This window comes from Butyrivibrio sp. NATIVEDY162 (assembly GCF_045999815.1).
Classification (GTDB): domain Bacteria; phylum Bacillota; class Clostridia; order Lachnospirales; family Lachnospiraceae; genus Butyrivibrio.
On the sequence record NZ_CP172573.1, the window covers coordinates 1438188 to 1455528 of the forward strand.

Annotated in this window: 13 protein-coding genes; 1 reads left to right on the forward strand and 12 read right to left on the reverse strand. The window is 41.9% G+C overall.

The genetic code is table 11. The features are described from left to right. Window positions 1–190 precede the first annotated feature (190 nt). The 4 genes from ACHCNF_RS05915 to ACHCNF_RS05930 form a co-directional block, all read right to left on the reverse strand. Complete coding sequence (locus ACHCNF_RS05915; RefSeq protein ID WP_408071859.1) at window positions 191–1687, reverse strand: ATP-binding protein; 1497 nt, start codon at window positions 1685–1687, stop codon at window positions 191–193. A gap of 255 nt (window positions 1688–1942) precedes the next feature. Continuing rightward, window positions 1943–3394, reverse strand: coding sequence for a vWA domain-containing protein (locus tag ACHCNF_RS05920; protein WP_408071860.1), 1452 nt, complete (start codon window positions 3392–3394; stop codon window positions 1943–1945). Between the two features lie 96 nt (window positions 3395–3490). Further along, complete coding sequence (locus tag ACHCNF_RS05925; RefSeq protein ID WP_408071861.1) at window positions 3491–4495, reverse strand: leucine-rich repeat protein; 1005 nt, start codon at window positions 4493–4495, stop codon at window positions 3491–3493. 125 nt (window positions 4496–4620) lie between these two features. Next, window positions 4621–5538, reverse strand: coding sequence for a hypothetical protein (locus ACHCNF_RS05930; RefSeq protein ID WP_408071862.1), 918 nt, complete (start codon window positions 5536–5538; stop codon window positions 4621–4623). Between the two features lie 406 nt (window positions 5539–5944). Here ACHCNF_RS05930 and ACHCNF_RS05935 point away from each other — a divergent pair, with 406 nt between their 5' ends. Beyond that, window positions 5945–6934, forward strand: coding sequence for a DUF4003 family protein (locus ACHCNF_RS05935; protein ID WP_408071863.1), 990 nt, complete (start codon window positions 5945–5947; stop codon window positions 6932–6934). A 251-nt stretch (window positions 6935–7185) separates the two neighbouring features. Here ACHCNF_RS05935 and ACHCNF_RS05940 read toward each other — a convergent pair whose 3' ends face one another. From ACHCNF_RS05940 to ACHCNF_RS05975, 8 genes are all read right to left on the reverse strand, one after another. Then, window positions 7186–7977, reverse strand: a complete 792-nt coding sequence (locus ACHCNF_RS05940) for an ABC transporter ATP-binding protein (protein WP_408071864.1) — start codon at window positions 7975–7977, stop codon at window positions 7186–7188. Window positions 7978–8059: 82 nt separating this feature from the next. Further along, window positions 8060–8941, reverse strand: a complete 882-nt coding sequence (locus ACHCNF_RS05945; protein WP_408071865.1) for an ABC transporter permease — start codon at window positions 8939–8941, stop codon at window positions 8060–8062. 98 nt (window positions 8942–9039) lie between these two features. Next, window positions 9040–10215, reverse strand: coding sequence for an ABC transporter substrate-binding protein (locus tag ACHCNF_RS05950; RefSeq protein ID WP_408071866.1), 1176 nt, complete (start codon window positions 10213–10215; stop codon window positions 9040–9042). Window positions 10216–10424: 209 nt separating this feature from the next. After that, window positions 10425–12032 (reverse strand): HAMP domain-containing sensor histidine kinase, encoded by a 1608-nt coding sequence (locus ACHCNF_RS05955; protein WP_408071867.1) that lies wholly within the window; start codon window positions 12030–12032, stop codon window positions 10425–10427. Continuing rightward, complete coding sequence (locus tag ACHCNF_RS05960) at window positions 12032–12742, reverse strand: response regulator transcription factor (protein ID WP_408071868.1); 711 nt, start codon at window positions 12740–12742, stop codon at window positions 12032–12034. The genes ACHCNF_RS05955 and ACHCNF_RS05960 overlap by 1 nt, the downstream gene beginning before the upstream one ends. Next, window positions 12735–14012 (reverse strand): ABC transporter permease, encoded by a 1278-nt coding sequence (locus tag ACHCNF_RS05965; protein ID WP_408071869.1) that lies wholly within the window; start codon window positions 14010–14012, stop codon window positions 12735–12737. The genes ACHCNF_RS05960 and ACHCNF_RS05965 overlap by 8 nt, the downstream gene beginning before the upstream one ends. After that, window positions 14002–14724 (reverse strand): ABC transporter ATP-binding protein, encoded by a 723-nt coding sequence (locus ACHCNF_RS05970; protein ID WP_408071870.1) that lies wholly within the window; start codon window positions 14722–14724, stop codon window positions 14002–14004. Before ACHCNF_RS05970 ends, ACHCNF_RS05965 begins: the two co-directional genes overlap by 11 nt. Further along, window positions 14724–16754, reverse strand: a complete 2031-nt coding sequence (locus ACHCNF_RS05975) for an efflux RND transporter periplasmic adaptor subunit (RefSeq protein WP_408071871.1) — start codon at window positions 16752–16754, stop codon at window positions 14724–14726. The genes ACHCNF_RS05970 and ACHCNF_RS05975 overlap by 1 nt, the downstream gene beginning before the upstream one ends. Between the last annotated feature and the right edge of the window lie 587 nt (window positions 16755–17341).

Consider the following 17341-nt stretch of genomic DNA (forward strand, 5'->3'; position numbering starts at 1 on the left):
TATTTTCATGGAAAATACTTAAAGCAAAATTCAGCCAGCCACATAATCTCTACATTTACACTTCCAAAACTTTGGCGATTGTTTTTCCTTTACACTTCCAAAGTTTCGGCAATCATCTACCTTTGCAATTCCGGAACTTCAGTAATTATCTTTCCTTTACACTTCCAAAGTTTCGGCGATAATCTTCCCTTTACACTTCCAGAACTTCTGCAATTATCTCTCTTCTCCTGTCTCGAAGGAGCAATAGTTTGTTGTATTTATAGTACTCCTCGGAGCCTTCGTTCTGGATGAAGTTGAGGCTGTAGTGACCTGCGTCAAGCCTGGTAAGAAACAGAACCATCTCCTGCTCCTCTCCATATATCTGCTGAAGGAAAGCAAAGCAGTTGGACAAATGCATTCCGGTATTCTCTGCAGATTCCCTTCTCTTAAGCTCTCTAGCGCTAAACCAGGCCTTTATGAGGTCTCTGTTATCCTCTGTCTCAGAGCCCGCAAGCTCTCTTCCGAGATTTTCAAGCGCCTGAATAGTCCTCTTCAATATGATTTCTGAAGATTTGTCCATAAGGTGCTCTCCGGCTTTTTTCTCAAATTCCTCGCGCAGCTGTTTTGTGCGAAGCTGGAGCCTCTTATAAACAGATTGTTCCTCTGAAAAGATGTTGCCCTTAACCAGATCAGTGATTTCACGCTGAAGCTTCTTCTGAACGGCAAGCTCGCCCTCATACGCCTTAAACTCCTGATTAAGTCTGTCTATCAGAAGATTTATGATGCTGAGTTTTTCATCAAAAGGTGCCTTGCGCAGCTTATCCCTCTCCTCAGGAATGCTGCCCTTGAGGATTTCATCAATGTTATAAACATCCTCGTACTTGTGGTAGAGAGCATAATACATTGCAAAATCTCTGGCTACCTCCGGCTCTTGAAGGTACTGGATTGTGACCTTTTCATCAACATCAATACCCAGCTTCTCATATGCTCTGATCAGCTGTGAAAGGTCTTCCCAGCCTCTGGCTGTGACAAATCGCTTGCCCTGGATATCATTTTTTATTCTGTAAAAATTGTCCTTGTGAATATCCAGATAAGCCAGGATTGAGCCGTGAACTCCATTGATATCGGCATATTCCTTGAAGGCCTCTAAATCTTCCTCAATATCGATTCTTTTTACACGGTCAAGCGTTACTATATCAAAATCTCTGACTGCCTTATTATACTGCGGCGGGTTTCCTGCTGTGACTATGATAAAGCCCTCGGGCACTCTGTGGGCACCAAAGGTTTTATACTGCAAAAACTGCAGCATTGTAGGAACAAGAGTCTCAGAAACGCAGTTTATTTCATCAAGAAAAAGAATACCTTCCTGCACACCTGTCTGATTGATTTTGTCGTAAACCGACGCAATTATCTCACTCATGGTATACTCAGTAACTGAGGTCTCTTTTCCGCCATACTCCTTTTGGGATATAAAGGGAAGTCCGATAGCGCTCTGCCTGGTGTGATGAGTTATGGTGTAGGATACGAGGTTAACAGAAAGCTCCTCTGCTACCTGCTCCATGATGGCAGTTTTGCCGATGCCCGGAGGTCCGATAAGAAGAATCGGGCGCTGTTTCTGCACGGGAATGAGATAGTTTCCCATTTCATCCTTTTCCCTGTATGCCTTGATTGTGTTGATTATTTCCTGTTTTGCCTGTTTGATATTCATGTTTATACTCCATATTTTTTAAGTCTTATCGTTCGTAAATATACTTCCAGATTTTTTACTTATGAAGTTTTATCCTTCGCAAATACTTTCCAGTTTTTTACTTATGAAGTCTTATCCTTCGCAAATACTTTCCAATTTTTTTACTTATGAAGTCTTATCCTTCGCAAATACTTTCCAATTTTTTTGCTTATGAAGCCTTATCCTTCGCAAATACTTCCAGATTTTTACTCATGTATTCGGGAACCATAACTTTTTTCAAATATACAGCTGTATTGCCCAGTTCGGCATCTTGTCCGCACCTGTCTGTTTGTCTGACGGAAAAACAAAGGCAGTATCGTAATCCGTGGGGTTCTCCGGGTAGTCTCCAAATCCATCGGTAAAATACATCAATCCGCGAAGATGCTTTAGCTCGCCCTTTTTCCTAAGGTCATCTACATATGAAAAAACCGGCCTGAAATCCGTTCCATAGCCACCCGATATCTCAAATCTGTCAGCATATCTCTCCATGTCCTCGGGATGATTTATTACAATATCATTTTGCACCTTGTTGTCGCACTCTATTATGTGGACATGTATCTCCCTGAAAAAGTTCTCACTCTGCCTGAGAATTCCCGCTGTCTCATTAAGAAAGGACTGAACCAGCTCCTCAGAGCATGAGGCCGACGTGTCAATCGCAATTACCAACTCATCCACCCTGTGTGTCTCGCTGTACTCATTTTCCTCGATGAGGGGCATGTTGCCGTATATCTCCATGCCATAATTATACAGACCATAATCAAAGGAATCGGGATCTATCCTGATCTCCTCACGCACCACAGCTATCTGATTAAGAAAATCCGTGTAGTATACCTTGTCCTGAGTATCCGCCTTCAGATAAAATTTAAGGCTTCCCGTCTCAGTACTCTTTTCATCACCGAGACTTGCGATGTCGCTCTTTATGCGTTTTGCAGTATTCTTCCAGGCTTCCTCAATTTCCTTTTTATTGGCTCTTCGAAATCTCATCTGCATCTGCATGTCGATGTCAGGTTTGTTTTCTTCCTGAGGCTTTTCATCTTCCTTAGGTAGTCTCTCCCAGAAACCGTGATCGTCCATTTTGAACTCGCGCACAAGGCGGTTCCATGTATCTTCCGTTATGAGTAAATCTTCATTCGAGCTTAACCCTTCGGTTGGCATTATAGAAGCTTCACCACTGTAACTGTCAGTATCTTCGGAAACTCCTGCGTTCACATCATTTTTCCACTGGCAGTGAGTCTCCAAAAAACTATATATTTTCTCAGCAGTCAGAACTTTAAGTTCTTCCGAAAGTGTCTTATACCAGCGATCCCTGAGGTCTGAGCTCACTCTGTAAATGCATTGATAATCCATTGAATCCAGAATATTTTCAACTGCAATATCACACGCAAGGTCCCAAAGCTCAGAGTCCGGATATTCAGAAGCCCTGTACATATGTCTGAACATGCAATGCATCAGCATGTGCAGATAGGTCCTGTTCATCTTGCCCGGATCTTCAACATAAGTCTTAAACACATAATTAGGATTGTACAGCACACTGACTGCATCAGTACCGACAGATGTGGTGGACATGTCGCGCCTTATTTCAAGCACTGAAAGGGCAGGCGCCATAAATCTCATAGATAATAGCAGTTCAGTTTTTACACTGCTCCATATTTGATTTCCAAGTTTTTCCGATTCTTCTACACTTCTCATACCTAATAAGCACAAAGCCTCCGGGATGTGATTTATTTCTTCATTTTCTACCGTTTTAATTTCAGATAATTATCACTTCATGCGGACAGTAGGATCCTAAAAATCCAGCTCCAGGAAGTCTTTCCCTGAACTGTTTATGACACTGCTGTCACCAGCATTTTTCACATCCATGTCATTTCCACTGTAATCCATCAGCATACTAACTATTGCGGTGATACCCATGTCAGCAGCTATATGTGCCAATTTCCCGGCATCCTCTTTATTTATTAGCTTTCTATCAAGATAAAAAGCTATATGCTCCTGTGCATTATTAAAATAGTCCTCGAAAGTGATTTCAGACTCTGCCGCCTTAACATTTGAATTCTTGACTAATTTAGTCAAGCTTTTTAGAGCATGGCCGGTAAGCCAGTTTTCATAAGCATTTCGGGCTTCATCTGAAAGCTCATATGGCATAAGGAGTCTTGCCATGGCTATCATCTCTGCGGTTCCCTTATCATCTGCCGATACCTTTGAAAAAAGATTATCGTACTCTCTGAATCCTATGACATCACTTTTAACACATTCGCGGTATGCATACCCGGTTCCCTCTATAGCGAACTGGATTGTTCTCGCCATGGTGTTTTCCACAAAATCATAATTAAATCCCGGAAAAACCATAAGAGCATCGCCATCATCAAGATGTATCCTGAAGGTAAGTCTTCTGTCATTGTCCTCCAAAATGCGTCTTATGATAAAGGGCTTTCCCCTTTTAAGCGTAACCTCTATCTCGGTCAGGCTCTCACACTGCCTTGTTCCGCCGTCAAGGTACTCCTCTATGCTGTCACTAAGTGATATTTTCTTCAATTTTCCACAGTTATGAAAAGCAAACCCCAGAACGGTATGAATGGTATCAGGTATGGTAACCTCCTCAAGGTCTTTTCTTGATGAAAAGGCATGGTTACCTATCACTCTGACAGGAAGCTCCATATTATCAAAGCCGGCATTACTTTTAGGGATATCAAGGCTTTTACACAAGCCCTCATATCCCTTAACCGTTAAATATCTGTCTTCTTTTCCAGTTATACTTTGTCTATTCTCAGTTAGTTCAAAAACAAAACTCATTTCAAATCTCTATGCAACAGTATTTCTCAAAAGATGAAATAATATTAGCATAATATAGTTTTTTTACCAACTAATCATATTCTATTTTTAAATTCAGCTTAGTTAATGTAACGACTACACCCAACTCACTTTTTTGTAAAAACAAGCTCTGCTCCATCATAGTCTATGGTCAGCTTGTCACCCTTAAGAGTATAGTTGTAGGTAAAGCTTCCATCATCAGCCATAATTACCTTGTCGTCCCATAAAATATTGAAATCATCCTGAATACTCATAGTTCCGGTGTGATCCTCTTTAAGGCTAAGTGTCCGCTCAAAGGTCAACTCTTCGCCTTCTATCTCCTCAGTTTCCTTAAGTACATAATCTCCGGGAATATCCTTATACATGGTCTGAGGCTTGAAGTTTTCAAACTGTATGGAATCAATAATCATGGCAAGAGCATCACTTGCAGCCATGTCCATCTCCTCATCACCTGATTTATGAGTAAGAAACATGAACTCTAATGTTCCGCCGTTATATTCTCCTAATATATAGCTTTGCTTAAGACCTGACCCTTCCTCAGGATAAGTAAAGTCAATCCAGTATGCCCAATTCTTTATAGAACCCGGAAAATAGCCGCCTGTAACTTCTGCTTTAGTATCACTTCCCTGGGAATCTTTTATCTCATCCATAACCTTGTCTGGAAGCTTATCTTTGATGTAGCTTATTACAAGGCAGTTAGTTCCTGCCTGTTTTCCTGTGTAATTAAAACTAATTTCATCAGCGGGATCAGTATTATCCTGAACCTCTATTACGCCGGAATCATAGCTTACAGACCAGCCGTCCTTACTCTTGAAGGTCTCCCAGCCTACATCAGCGACATCTTCAGAATCTGCTTTGTTTTCTGCGGATGCTGCTTTTGGCACCTTATCTTCTGAAACCACTATAACCTCGGATTCATCTTTATTGTTATCATCTGCTGTACTAACTCTTCCCATCATTCCGCAAGCGGTTAAACTTGTAAGCATAAGCGTTGCCATAAGCATTGTCACTATTTTATTTCTCATGAAAAGTACCTCCTAAAGTTGAGCCGGACATTTATAAAAAGGTCACAGTACGACGGTGTACTGACTTATCCATAATTTGATTATAGATAAACATGTCAGCACACAAATTTCCTCTGTACTCTAATTATACTTATGCATCAATTTAATTCGATGAGCCATTTCGAATCATTTGATTAACTTTTCATAAAATTCAATGTAAATAGTATGAACAGGAAACGCATGTCCTCAATAAGATAATGAGTTTTACATATCATAAGGTTCCTATGGAAACAACAAAAATGACGATCAAAAGTCAGCTAACGCTTTTAAATATAAAAATAATCTCAAATTCAGACAGTCAATGCATCTGATGTTATGCTACTATAGATTGACATGGGAATAAATGAAATGCTAGGAGGAAAAAGGTATGAATGATGTTGTTAAGGGGAGAGTAGAACTACTTGTTAAAAACAAAGCACTGCTTCAAAAGGATTTTTTCCTGGAGAACGGTCTTATAACTGTAATTGCAGGGGCAGCTTTTGCAGAAAAAGACAAGACAGCTGATCCGGATTTTGTTAAAGAGTGCAGAGAACTGCTTAGAAAAAAGAAAGGACCTTTCTCAGAAATGAGGGGCAATAATGAGCTCTTGATTTCTACCAAGATGGCCCTAAGCGGCAATCCGGAGCAGTACATTGATGATGTTATTAAGGTATACGACAAGCTTCAGAGCGGAAAGATCTTTGGCTCAAGCTATAGAGTGCTTGCTGCTACTTCTGTATGCGATGCCCAAAAGGTTAATGATGCGGATAAAATTGTTGAGAAAACAGAAGCTATACTTAAGGGAATGAAGAGTGCTCATCCGTTCCTTACATCAGATGAGGATACAGGGTTTGCAGTTCTTCTGGCCATGACAGAAAAAGGAGTCGATCAAATACTCACAGAACTTGAAGAAAGCTATGAATGCATTAAAAAGCACTTTGCTTTTCATGATAATGCTGCTTATTCACTTGCTCAGGTTCTTACAACCTGTGAAGGAGACATAAATGAAAACAGCCAAAAAGCCATAGAGCTGTTTGATGCATTTAAGAATGCAGGCTTTAAATATGGAAAAGAGCACGAGCTTCCTTCACTTGGAATTTTGGTAAACCTTGGTAAAGATACTTCTGAGATAGTATCTGAAGTTATAGAGGTTGTAGAGTCCTTCAAGGGACAAAAAGGATTTGGAATGCTTGATATGAGCCAGCAGACAAAGCTCATGCTTGGAACAATGATAGTAGCTTCTGTCTATAATGAAAATCTGAATACAGCCAATACTTCTGTGGCAAATGGAGCGCTTTCCATACTGATTGCAGAGCAGACAGCCTTGGTGGCTATAATTTCAGCTTCAGCTGTAGCAGTAGTTTCATCTTCGAATTGAACAAATATAATAAAAATGGGGCTGTCGCACTATTAGTGTGACAGCCTTCTTGGCACCCAGCCCCTCAGGCATCTGCACAGAAATGTTTGTGTTCGTCTGAGGGGCTGTTATGTCAATAAATATCTTCGCATAACACAAAAACCAGACTTCGAAAAGCCTGGTTTTTGCTGTAAAATATGTTTATGCGACTAAACAAAATCTTACAAGGAGATTATACCGTTTCTTCCTTGTATCATCAAATCAAACTTCCACTAAGATAAAACCATGGAGTCATTTACTTCATCATTTCCTGCTTCCTCGAACTTCTGAAGCAGGTCGGCAACTTTGAGATTTTTCTTCTCCTCGCCTGATACATCATAGATAATCTTTCCTTCACTCATCATGATAAGTCTGTTACCATGTGCTATGGCATCCTTCATGTTGTGGGTTACCATAAGTGCTGTAAGACCGTGCTCCTTAATGATGTTTTCAGATATATCAAGGACCTTCTTGGCAGTCTTGGGGTCAAGTGCCGCTGTGTGCTCATCAAGAAGAAGGAGATCCGGCTTTTTAAGAGATGCCATAAGAAGTGTTACAGCCTGTCTCTGACCACCGGAGAGAAGTCCAACCTTGCTTGTAAGGCGGTCCTCAAGACCAAGGTCTAAGGATTTCAGAAGTTCCTTGTACTGAGCTCTCTCTGAATTGTTGATTCCGCTTCTAAGGCCTCTGCTCTGTCCGCGTCTTGCAGCAAGTGCAAGGTTCTCCTCAATCTGCATTGTAGCAGCTGTTCCCATCATGGGATCCTGGAAAACACGACCTATATATTTTGCTCTCTTGTACTCAGGGAGCTTTGTAATATCATGACCGTTAAGCACGATGCTTCCTGAATCTATGGGCCATACACCTGCAACCGCATTAAGGATTGTAGATTTTCCTGCGCCGTTACCACCAATGACAGTTACAAAATCTCCATCATTAAGTGTGAGATTAACTCCGTTAAGAGCCACTCTCTCGTTGATTGTTCCTTTATTGAAAATTTTAACCAGATTTTTAATTTCTAACATATTTTTACCTCTTCGCTTGTCAGTACTTTCAGATAAACTGTCTATTTCATCAGATATCCATCAAAATATATTCTAATGTCCCTTATCTTTGCTTAGCCTTTATTCCGAGATACCCCTGAATTGCAGGAATTCCAAGGAATACTGCAACAAGTACTGCACTTAACAGCTTAAGGTAGGTTGAAGGAAGTCCGAGCTGAAGTACTACAGCAATTACGATGTAGTAGATGATAGCACCAACAACTGATACTCCCATTCTTACTGCAAAATTGTGTCTTGATCCGAAAATAACCTCGCCGATGATAACTGCTGCAAGTCCGATGACAATCGCACCACGACCTGCGTTTACATCAGCATTACCCTGATACTGTGCATAAAGACCACCTGCAAAAGCGGTAAGACCATTACTTACAACAAGACCGATTCTGATGCATCTTCCTGTATTAATGCCCTGAGCTCTTGCCATGTTCTGGTTACAACCTGTTGCACGAATAGCAGATCCGATCTCACTTCCAAAGAACATGTAAAGAAGAAAAATGATAATAGCAACAATGATCACGCTCATGAGGATTGAGTAATTTATAAATCTAAGGCTCACAATAAGAGCATACTGATCAACGCTTATAGCCTGATTGGATTTTCCCATGATAGCAAGGTTAATGGAATAAAGTCCAAGCTGAGTCAGAATACCTGAAAGTATCGGAGGTATTTTCAGCATGGTGTGCAAAAGACCTGTTATGTATCCGGCACACATTCCTGCTATGAATGAGCAAATAAGAGCAACATAGACGCTCTGCCCAGAAAGCATGAGCATTACACAGGTGGCGCCACCTGTACAGAATGAACCGTCTACTGTCATATCAGCATAATCCAAAACCTTGAATGTCAGAAAAACACTGATCGCCAGAATCCCCCAAATAAGTCCCTGTGCAACTGACCCCGGCAGTGCATGCAATAATGAAACCATAAAAAATTACTCCTTCGCTTATAAATTATAAGAAGGTGCCCAAATTATGCGAGCACCTTCGCTTTTTTCATATAGAAATCGATAGATAAAACCTGAAATTACTCGCCCATCTTGATCTCTTCAAGGCCATCAAGAAGGCTCTTGTCGAATTCGATAGCTTCAACTGTCTCAGGGTTGTACTCACCTGTGATACCACCGTAAACAACAGGCATCTCTGCAGGGTTCTTGCCATTTACAAGAATGTCATAAGCCTGCTCTGCTGCTGCCTTGCCAAGTTCATAGTAATCAATACTGAGTGTTGCAAGACCGCCGTTCTTACACATATTCTCTTCACCGCAGATAACAGGAAGCTTCTCAGGCCATGCTGCATTCTTAACGATGGACATGTTATCAGCAATGGTGTTATCTGTAGGAATGTAGAGACAGTCGCTGTTTGCGATAGCATTTGTAACAACTGACTGAATCTCGTTGGAATCAGCAACTGTGTATTCCTTGTAGCCGATGCCTGCTTCATCAAGTGTCTTAGCTGCAAGGTCTACCTGGAACTTGGAGTTTGCCTCTGATGAGCAGTAGAGAATACCTACCTCCTTAACATCGGGAACAAGCTTCTGAAGAAGAGCGATCTGCTCATCGATAGGTGCAAAGTCTGAAGCGCCTGTTACGTTTGTTCCGGGAGCATCATTGGACTTAACAACACCTGCTGACTCATAGTCTGTAACTGATGTACCAACAATCGGAATATCTCCTGTAGCAGCTGCAACTGCCTGAAGTGCGGGAGTTGCGTTTGCCATGATAAGGTCATCTTTATCATTTACGAATTTAGTTGCGATAGTAGCGCAGTTAGCCTGCTCCCCCTGTGCGTTCTGATAATCGAATTCAACTGTGTATCCGTCTGCCTCAAGTGCCTCCTGAAGGCCTTCCTCGAAGCCCTTGGTTGCAGCATCAAGTGCGGGATGCTCAACAAGCTGGATAACACCTACATGAAAAGCTGTGCCCTCAGCAGGCTTCTCAGCAGAATCAGTTGCATCAGCAGCCTCTTCTGTGCTCTCCTCTGCAGCTGCATCCTCTGTCTCAGCAGCTTCCTCTGTGCTTTCCTCAGCAGCTTCTGTACTCTCTTCAGCAGCAGCCTCTGTGCTCTCTTCTGAAGCAGCCTCTGTAGAATCTTCTGTGGCAGCGTCCTGTGTAGTTGTGTTACCGCCGGCTGTACGTGCGCAGCCTGTCATACTGAAAATCATTGCTCCGCTAAGAATTGCGGCCAGAATCTTTTTTTTCATACTTTTCTCCTCCTAAAAATCGTTTGTCCTTCATCCTATACCTTCAAGCTAATTTATAAAAAGCATATCCGGTACTCTTTGTATTTAACACTTTAAACTGTCAAAGTGTTCTTGTAATATAATAGCGCAAACCTTAAATTTGGTCAATAAAACTTACATAAAAAGATTTAACCGAAAAATAAGGCTTGCGCCAAACTTCATATACTGTTTCAGAGCACAATCTCAAACATAGTAGAATAATCCGATTCATTTTCATCCATGAGCCTGATTGTTCCTCCATGTGCCTCCACTATGAGTTTTGCTATGGAAAGTCCAAGTCCTGTGCCCTTTCCGCTGGTTCTGGCATCATCCCCGACTATGAAGGGCTTAAATATCTCTCCGCGGATACTGACCGGCACTCCAACTCCATTGTCTCCAAGGTGGATCACCACCTTTTCCCTTACCTTCTTCATTTCTGCACAAATAAGCGTTCCCTTTGGATTGGACTTTACGGAATTGGCTATAATATTTTCAAATACCCGCTTTAGCTGTGCTTCATCAATGGGTTTAAGTATCTTTTCCTCCGGTATATCAATTTTCATCTCATACCCTGCTATGTCAAGCTCATCATATTTAGCTGCAAGATATTCTCTGAAATACTCACAGATGTCGCACTCCTTTTTGTACAGCTGAAATTCCGGATGCTCGAGCTTGGAATATTCATAAAAAGTGTTTATCAACTCTGAAAGAATATCCGCCTTGCTGCTTATGGTATCAAGATACTTTTTCTGTTCATTTTCAGGTACCATTCCGTCAGCAACAGCCTTGGCATAACCCTGTATGACCGTTATCGGAGTCTTAAGGTCATGGGATATGTCAGCAAGCATCTTTTGTCTCTCTTCTTCGAGCTTTTGCTTTTCTTTCTCTGCATTAGAGAGCTTACCTGCCATGTCATTAAAAGAATCCACTATATGTACAAATTCTTTTGGTCCTGAATAAGATATCGCCACATCCTTGTTGCCGCTTCCAAGATCAGTCATGGCATCTTCAAGCATATTTATAGGTCTTCTGACTGCAAGAGCGGTATTGAATACAAAGAACACCACAAAGGCTGCCAATATCAAAAGGAACACCAAAATAGCTGTTGTATATATTTTTCTGTATGCATTATTTAAAGAAGTATAATTAAAATCCTGATGGATCAGCATTGTGCGTTCCTGCTCATCATTGGTAGTAAACTCATACTTCTGCAGATAAGTGTCTCCTCCGTTTTCATACAGAATCTCAAACTCTTTGTCCGAAATATGCTTTAAGTTTATTCCCGAATCTGAATATACCACGTTTCTGTTTTCATCAAGGACCGCAACCCCGATAGTGCCAAATTGTTCTCCATCCTTTGCAAAGACAGTTGAATATTTTTGCAGCACGTACCCTGTTGTCTCTCCGTTATTGCCCAACACGGAATCTATATAGTAGTAGGTGTTGCCCAAAATATCAGGGATTAATTCAAGTTCCTCCCTGCTATACTTTTTGGTTTTTGATTTATCACTTGAATAAATTACCTGCGCTTTGTCATCGAGGATCTCAAAATAGCTGTTCTCGCCCACGTTTCTGCTAATGTTCAGTTTATCGTACTTCTCACTTAGCAATAAGTCCCTGTTACTGATGATTCTGTTGGCATCTATAGTGACATTTGTTCTGGTCAAAAAGTCATCCGTTATCTCTACAACAAGAAAAGCAAGCAGCAGAACCGCTGCAGCAAAGAATAGATAATACCTGGTGACAAGCGAATAAAGCGTTCCTCTTTCACGCTTCATCGAAGATAGAATATTTTTCATTATTTATTGCGCTCCATTTTATAACCAAGCCCACGCACCGTTATAAGATATTTGGGATTTTTGCTGTCATCCTCAATCTTGTCACGAAGCTTACTCATATGCACCATAAGAGTATTGTCATCATTTTCATAGTACTCTCCGTTGACATGCTCATAAATCTGAACCTTGGTAAAAACCCTGCCCGGATTTTTCATAAGTAGTGTCATTATCTTGAATTCAGTGGGAGTAAGCTGAATCTCAGTGCCGTTCTTGGTAAACTTCACCTTGGACAGATCCAGTGACAGCTCGCCTACAACAAGCACCTCACTGCCTGAAGAATCACTGCTTCCGAAATTATAAAAACGCCTTAGCATGGCATTTGCCCGTGCAACAATTTCCAGCGGATTAAACGGTTTTACCATATAATCGTCTGCACCGATATTAAGCCCGAGAATTCTGTCACTATCCAAATTTTTGGCAGAAAGAACCAGGATTGGAATATTGTTTTTCTTTTCACGTATTGCCCTTATAACCTCATATCCGTTTAACTCGGGCATCATAATATCACAGATGAAAAGGTCGGGCTGCTCCTTTTCTATCATAGAAAGAGCAGTCTTCCCATCCTCTGCGGATATCACGTCATAATTTGCATTCTCAAGATAAAGCCGAAGGAGAGAAATGATGTCAACATCGTCCTCTGCAATCAGAATCTTGTATTTTTTATCATTCATATCTAAGTGCCTCTATCGGATTAAGCTTTGCAGCCTTGTTGGCAGGATAGTATCCAAAGAATACTCCAAATGCCATGGAAAACAATACACAGAATATTATACCGCCTGCGGAAGCACTTCCGCTATACCCCATCATCTTCGAAGCTACTATGCCAAATATCTGTCCGACAATTACTCCCAGGATACCTCCTATCAGGCAGACCACAACCGCCTCGGTTATAAACTGAAGTCTTATGCAACCATTGGTTGCCCCGAGAGCTTTTCTGGTTCCGATTTCCCTTGTTCTCTCAGTTATGGACACGATCATGATGTTCATAACTCCGATTCCTCCCACCAGAAGTGAGATGGCGCCTATTGCCGCAAAAGCATAAGTCTGAGTATTCAGCATGGACTCCATTGACTTGATTTCTTCCTTCATGCTGTAGGCGTAGGTCTCATAGGTATCGTTTTCTTTATAGTACTTTGTATTAAGATAGTTCTGCATGTCCATGGACAAAATGCCCTGGTCAGCTCCGCTCTTTGCAACAACTTCAAGCTCATCATACAAGGGCTTTTCACGGAGTTGTATCATTGCTGTCTGAAGCGGAATGTATGCGGAAGTTCTCACATCTTTCCTGGATTTTCCGGCATCCATTCCTCCCGCACTGCTCTCTGAATATTCATAAACACCGATTATGGTGTAATTGTAATACTTGTTGTCTATTACTGCCTCTACAGGCTGTCCGAGTGCGGCCTGCGGATCAGAGTCAAGCATATTCTCAACGTATCTGTCTGATACAATTATCACCTTTCGCGACTCGCTTTGTTCATTAGGCGAAAAACCTCTGCCTGCAACAAGCTTAACCCTGGTCTGCTTTAGCGCAACGCTATTTACACCCTCAAGGGATATATTTGCATACTTTTTCCCTGTTTCTATTTTGACTTCGCCCACGCCTTTCTTAAGAGCAACACCCTCAACTCTGTCTGAAAAGTGCTCCGAAAGGTCGTTTATCATATCATCTGACAGATAATCCCTGTCCTTCATCTCTCTGACATAGACATCGCCTGAAAAGTCGTAGTCATCAGTCATCTTCTGCATCACGTAGACACTGATATTATTTACACCCATATCTCCCATCTGCCCCATGACGGATTTATTCATGGCGTCTCCGACGGTCATTATGGCTATGACTGATGCTATACCTATTATGATTCCAAGCATCGTCAAAAAGGTTCTCATCTTATTCGCAAGAAGCCCTGCCAGTGCAAGTTTCACATTTTCAAGAAGCATATCTTACCCCCATCCTCTCGTCTATGAACATTCCGTCCTTTAGCGTAAGTATTCTCTCTGTTTCCGAGGCAAGCTCAGGTGAGTGCGTTATGAAAACTATGGTAATTCCCTGCTCCTCGTGAAGCTTATGAAAAAGATCCATGATTTTCCTGCCTGTGGCAGAATCAAGTGCTCCAGTAGGCTCATCTGCAAGGATTATGGAAGGACTGTTTACAAGGGCCCTTGCGATTGCAACCCTCTGCTTTTGTCCGCCTGAAAGTTCATCTGGAGTGTGGTCAATTCTGCCTTCCATTTCCACCATCTCCAGGAGCTCCATGGCTCTCTCTTTTCGCTCCCTTGCCTTTATGCCTGCATAGAGCATCGGAAGCTCCACATTTTTGAGCGCCGTTGTCCTCGCTATAAGGTTATAGGTCTGAAAAACGAAACCGATCTTTTTATTTCTGATATGCGAAAGCTCTGTGTCTCCTGCTTTACAAACGTCAACTCCGTCAAGAAGATATGAGCCCTTAGTTGGCTTATCCAAAAGCCCTATTATATTCATAAGCGTGGATTTTCCTGACCCGGAGGTTCCTACTATAGAAACGAACTCGCCTTTTTTCACATTAAGATCTATGCCATGAAGAATCTCAAGCTCATTTTCGCTACCGATATTGAAGCTCTTAGTTATTCCTCTTGCCTCTATCATGCTTTCTGCTGTAATTATTTCTGCCATTATTCTGTCACACTTCCCGGATCTGTATCTGTCATCATGAAGTCATCATAGGTTGGCACAACAACGCTCATGCCTTCCTCTAATCCATCGCCCTTTATTTCCACGTAGTAGTCTGTCTTTACGCCATAGGTTACAGTGATGCGCTCGCCTGAAGGTATGGCATTTCCATTTTCATCAAAAGCTGCCTTCTCCACATACAGGCTTCCATCCTCAGCTGTCTGGACGCAGTTATCGGGAACACTTAAGGTGTTATCTGACTCCTGCTGCAGGATTGTAATCTTAGCGGTCATTCCGATCCTTAGTCTGTCTTCCATTCCGCCTTCAATTGACACTTCGATAGGGTAGTCACTTGATGTGCTTGCGGAACTCTGCTCCTGCTCACTCTGAGATGCTGCGCCTTGCGGAATCGGTGATACAAATGAAAGTGTTCCATCCATCTCTTCATCCACAGAATCTGTTTTTATCTTAACCTTCATACCTTCCTTAATATCGCAGATGTCATATTGATCCACAGTGGCCGTAACCTTGTATCCACTGTCATTCTGTATCAGGGCTATCTCATTACCGTTATCGTAGATACCGCCTTCCTTTACACCTACTGAGGTCACAAGGCCGTCGCAGGGCGCTACTATAGTTGCACTTTCAAGCTCCTGTTCGTACTTATCAACCTCCTGCTGCGCCTGAATGGTATTTGTCCCCTGGCTTAACTGTGTCTCTGCAAAACTATCCTTGGAGTCAGCTACTGATTTATCATTTTCTCTCTTCTGATCTGCAGCTTCTTCCTTTGCTTTTTCAGCGCTGTCCTTTGCTGTCTGAATAGATTCCTTAGCTGTCTTTGCATCTCCTTCGGTTTCAGCCTGTTTTGACTTTGCTTCAGACAGGTTAGTCTGAGCTTCCTCTAAGTCACTCTGCTTGTTTTCAAACTCTCTCTTGGCACTTTCATTTTCGCCCTGAGCCTTGTTTACCTTCTTTTCCTTTTTATCTCTCTTTTTCACAGCACTGTTGTATTCCGATTCTGCCTGAGCGATATCGGTTTGAATTTTATCGAGTTTGACCTTTGAATTGTCATAGTTCTTTTTAGCTTCGTCATAAACGCCCTGCGCAGTTGCAGCATCTGTCTTTGCTTTATCAAGAGTTTCCTGCGCCTTAGTAAGCTCCTCAGGGCTTGCATCAGGATTTGAATCAAGCTCTGTCTTTTTATTTTCCGCATCCTTTAGAGCAGTATTGGCTGCTGTAAGACTGTCTCCTGCTTTATTAAAACTGTTGGCTGCTGTAGTAAAATCGCCCTTTGTAAATGCTTCATAATCAGTTTTTAAACCGCTGATCTTTTCGGCAAGATCTGTGGCATCTCTGTTGGCATCATTGTATGCTTCCTGCGCCTTTGAAAGCTTCTCCTCGCTTTTTGTCACATCAGAAGATGCAATGACTGCCGCGTCCTTTGCACCGTTTGCTGCATTCGTCTTTTCGTTTACATCGCTTATAGCACTGTCATTTGCAGCACTTGCAGTATCCGATGCACTTACAGCATCCGTGTAGGCTTTGTCAGCTTTTTGTGAATCTCTCTCTGCTCGCTCTATCTGTATCCTGGCTGTCTCTACAGCAGCATCATAATTTCTCTGGGCTGTAGCGAGCTCCAAGGAATCCTTCTTCTTTGCAATTTCAAGGGCATCCTTTGCCTGCTGAAGTGACTTCTCAATACTTGTAGTATCAAGTACTGCGATGACATCACCCTTCTTCACCCTGTCACCGACTCTCACCTTTAATGAATTAATCTTTACTCCTGTCAGCTCACTTGCAACACTTTGACTATCAAGAGCGGCAATTGTGCCATTCAGGCTGATTGTCTTTTTTATGTCCTGCCTCGTAACTTCTGCTGTTTCAGTAACATTGCTCATGTCTTCCGTATTTGCACTTGCATGAGATATTCTTGTCACAAATATCGTGCCGGCGGTTACAGTTATGATCAGAATTACTGAGGTTATTGCTATAATTACTTTTTTCTTCTTGACTGATATCTCTTTCAGCTTCATGGATTTACTCCTTTGATATTTTTAATTTTTAAGATTTTTTCATTAGGATAGGTTTTGTTTTCCTCAGAAAAACAAGAATCCTGCCTTCTTACAAGCAAAAGTGATGATACTCCCTGCACATAAAAAAAGCCTTTGCATAACCTTAAGATTTCTTAAGATTTGCAAAGGCTAATCTACCGATCATTGTATTTGTTACTAAAGCTTTCCCACATCCCAAACCCCTGCGGGCTCCATTTCTTCTGCGCTCGGCTTACCATTAAAACAGTGGGATTTTGCATAGACATATGCCGCCCTGCAGAACTCGCTCTATGCCGGGAACCATTCGTTTCTCCATTGCGGCGATTGTATGTGAGCGCTTGTTTTCTAATGCCGGCAATGCCACTTTTGGCATGCGTAGAAAGCTGTTTGCAGCAGGACGCTTCTATCTATATAAGGGCGTGGTCATAACAATAATATGCGTCCTGCAAGTTTTTTTCGAAGCATGCCTAAAAAAGTGGCAGCCGGTATTTTAGAAAACAAAGCGAGCATAACGAGCAAGCAACGGAGGAACGATGGATTCCAAGGCATAGAACTCAGACATGCTTGGG

Bases quoted from the DNA above. Each gene is read 5' to 3' on its own strand.
- ACHCNF_RS05920 (WP_408071860.1), bottom strand. From the start codon at position 3,394: ATGAGAAGTGTAGAAGAATCGGAAAAACTTGGAAATCAAATATGGAGC.
- ACHCNF_RS05930 (WP_408071862.1), bottom strand. From the start codon at position 5,538: ATGAGAAATAAAATAGTGACAATGCTTATGGCAACGCTTATGCTTACA.
- ACHCNF_RS05915 (WP_408071859.1), bottom strand. From the start codon at position 1,687: ATGAATATCAAACAGGCAAAACAGGAAATAATCAACACAATCAAGGCA.
- ACHCNF_RS05955 (WP_408071867.1), bottom strand. From the start codon at position 12,032: ATGAAAAATATTCTATCTTCGATGAAGCGTGAAAGAGGAACGCTTTAT.
- ACHCNF_RS05975 (WP_408071871.1), bottom strand. From the start codon at position 16,754: ATGAAGCTGAAAGAGATATCAGTCAAGAAGAAAAAAGTAATTATAGCA.
- ACHCNF_RS05940 (WP_408071864.1), bottom strand. From the start codon at position 7,977: ATGTTAGAAATTAAAAATCTGGTTAAAATTTTCAATAAAGGAACAATC.
- ACHCNF_RS05925 (WP_408071861.1), bottom strand. From the start codon at position 4,495: ATGAGTTTTGTTTTTGAACTAACTGAGAATAGACAAAGTATAACTGGA.
- ACHCNF_RS05950 (WP_408071866.1), bottom strand. From the start codon at position 10,215: ATGAAAAAAAAGATTCTGGCCGCAATTCTTAGCGGAGCAATGATTTTC.
- ACHCNF_RS05935 (WP_408071863.1), top strand. From the start codon at position 5,945: ATGAATGATGTTGTTAAGGGGAGAGTAGAACTACTTGTTAAAAACAAA.
- ACHCNF_RS05965 (WP_408071869.1), bottom strand. From the start codon at position 14,012: ATGCTTCTTGAAAATGTGAAACTTGCACTGGCAGGGCTTCTTGCGAAT.
- ACHCNF_RS05945 (WP_408071865.1), bottom strand. From the start codon at position 8,941: ATGGTTTCATTATTGCATGCACTGCCGGGGTCAGTTGCACAGGGACTT.
- ACHCNF_RS05960 (WP_408071868.1), bottom strand. From the start codon at position 12,742: ATGAATGATAAAAAATACAAGATTCTGATTGCAGAGGACGATGTTGAC.
- ACHCNF_RS05970 (WP_408071870.1), bottom strand. From the start codon at position 14,724: ATGGCAGAAATAATTACAGCAGAAAGCATGATAGAGGCAAGAGGAATA.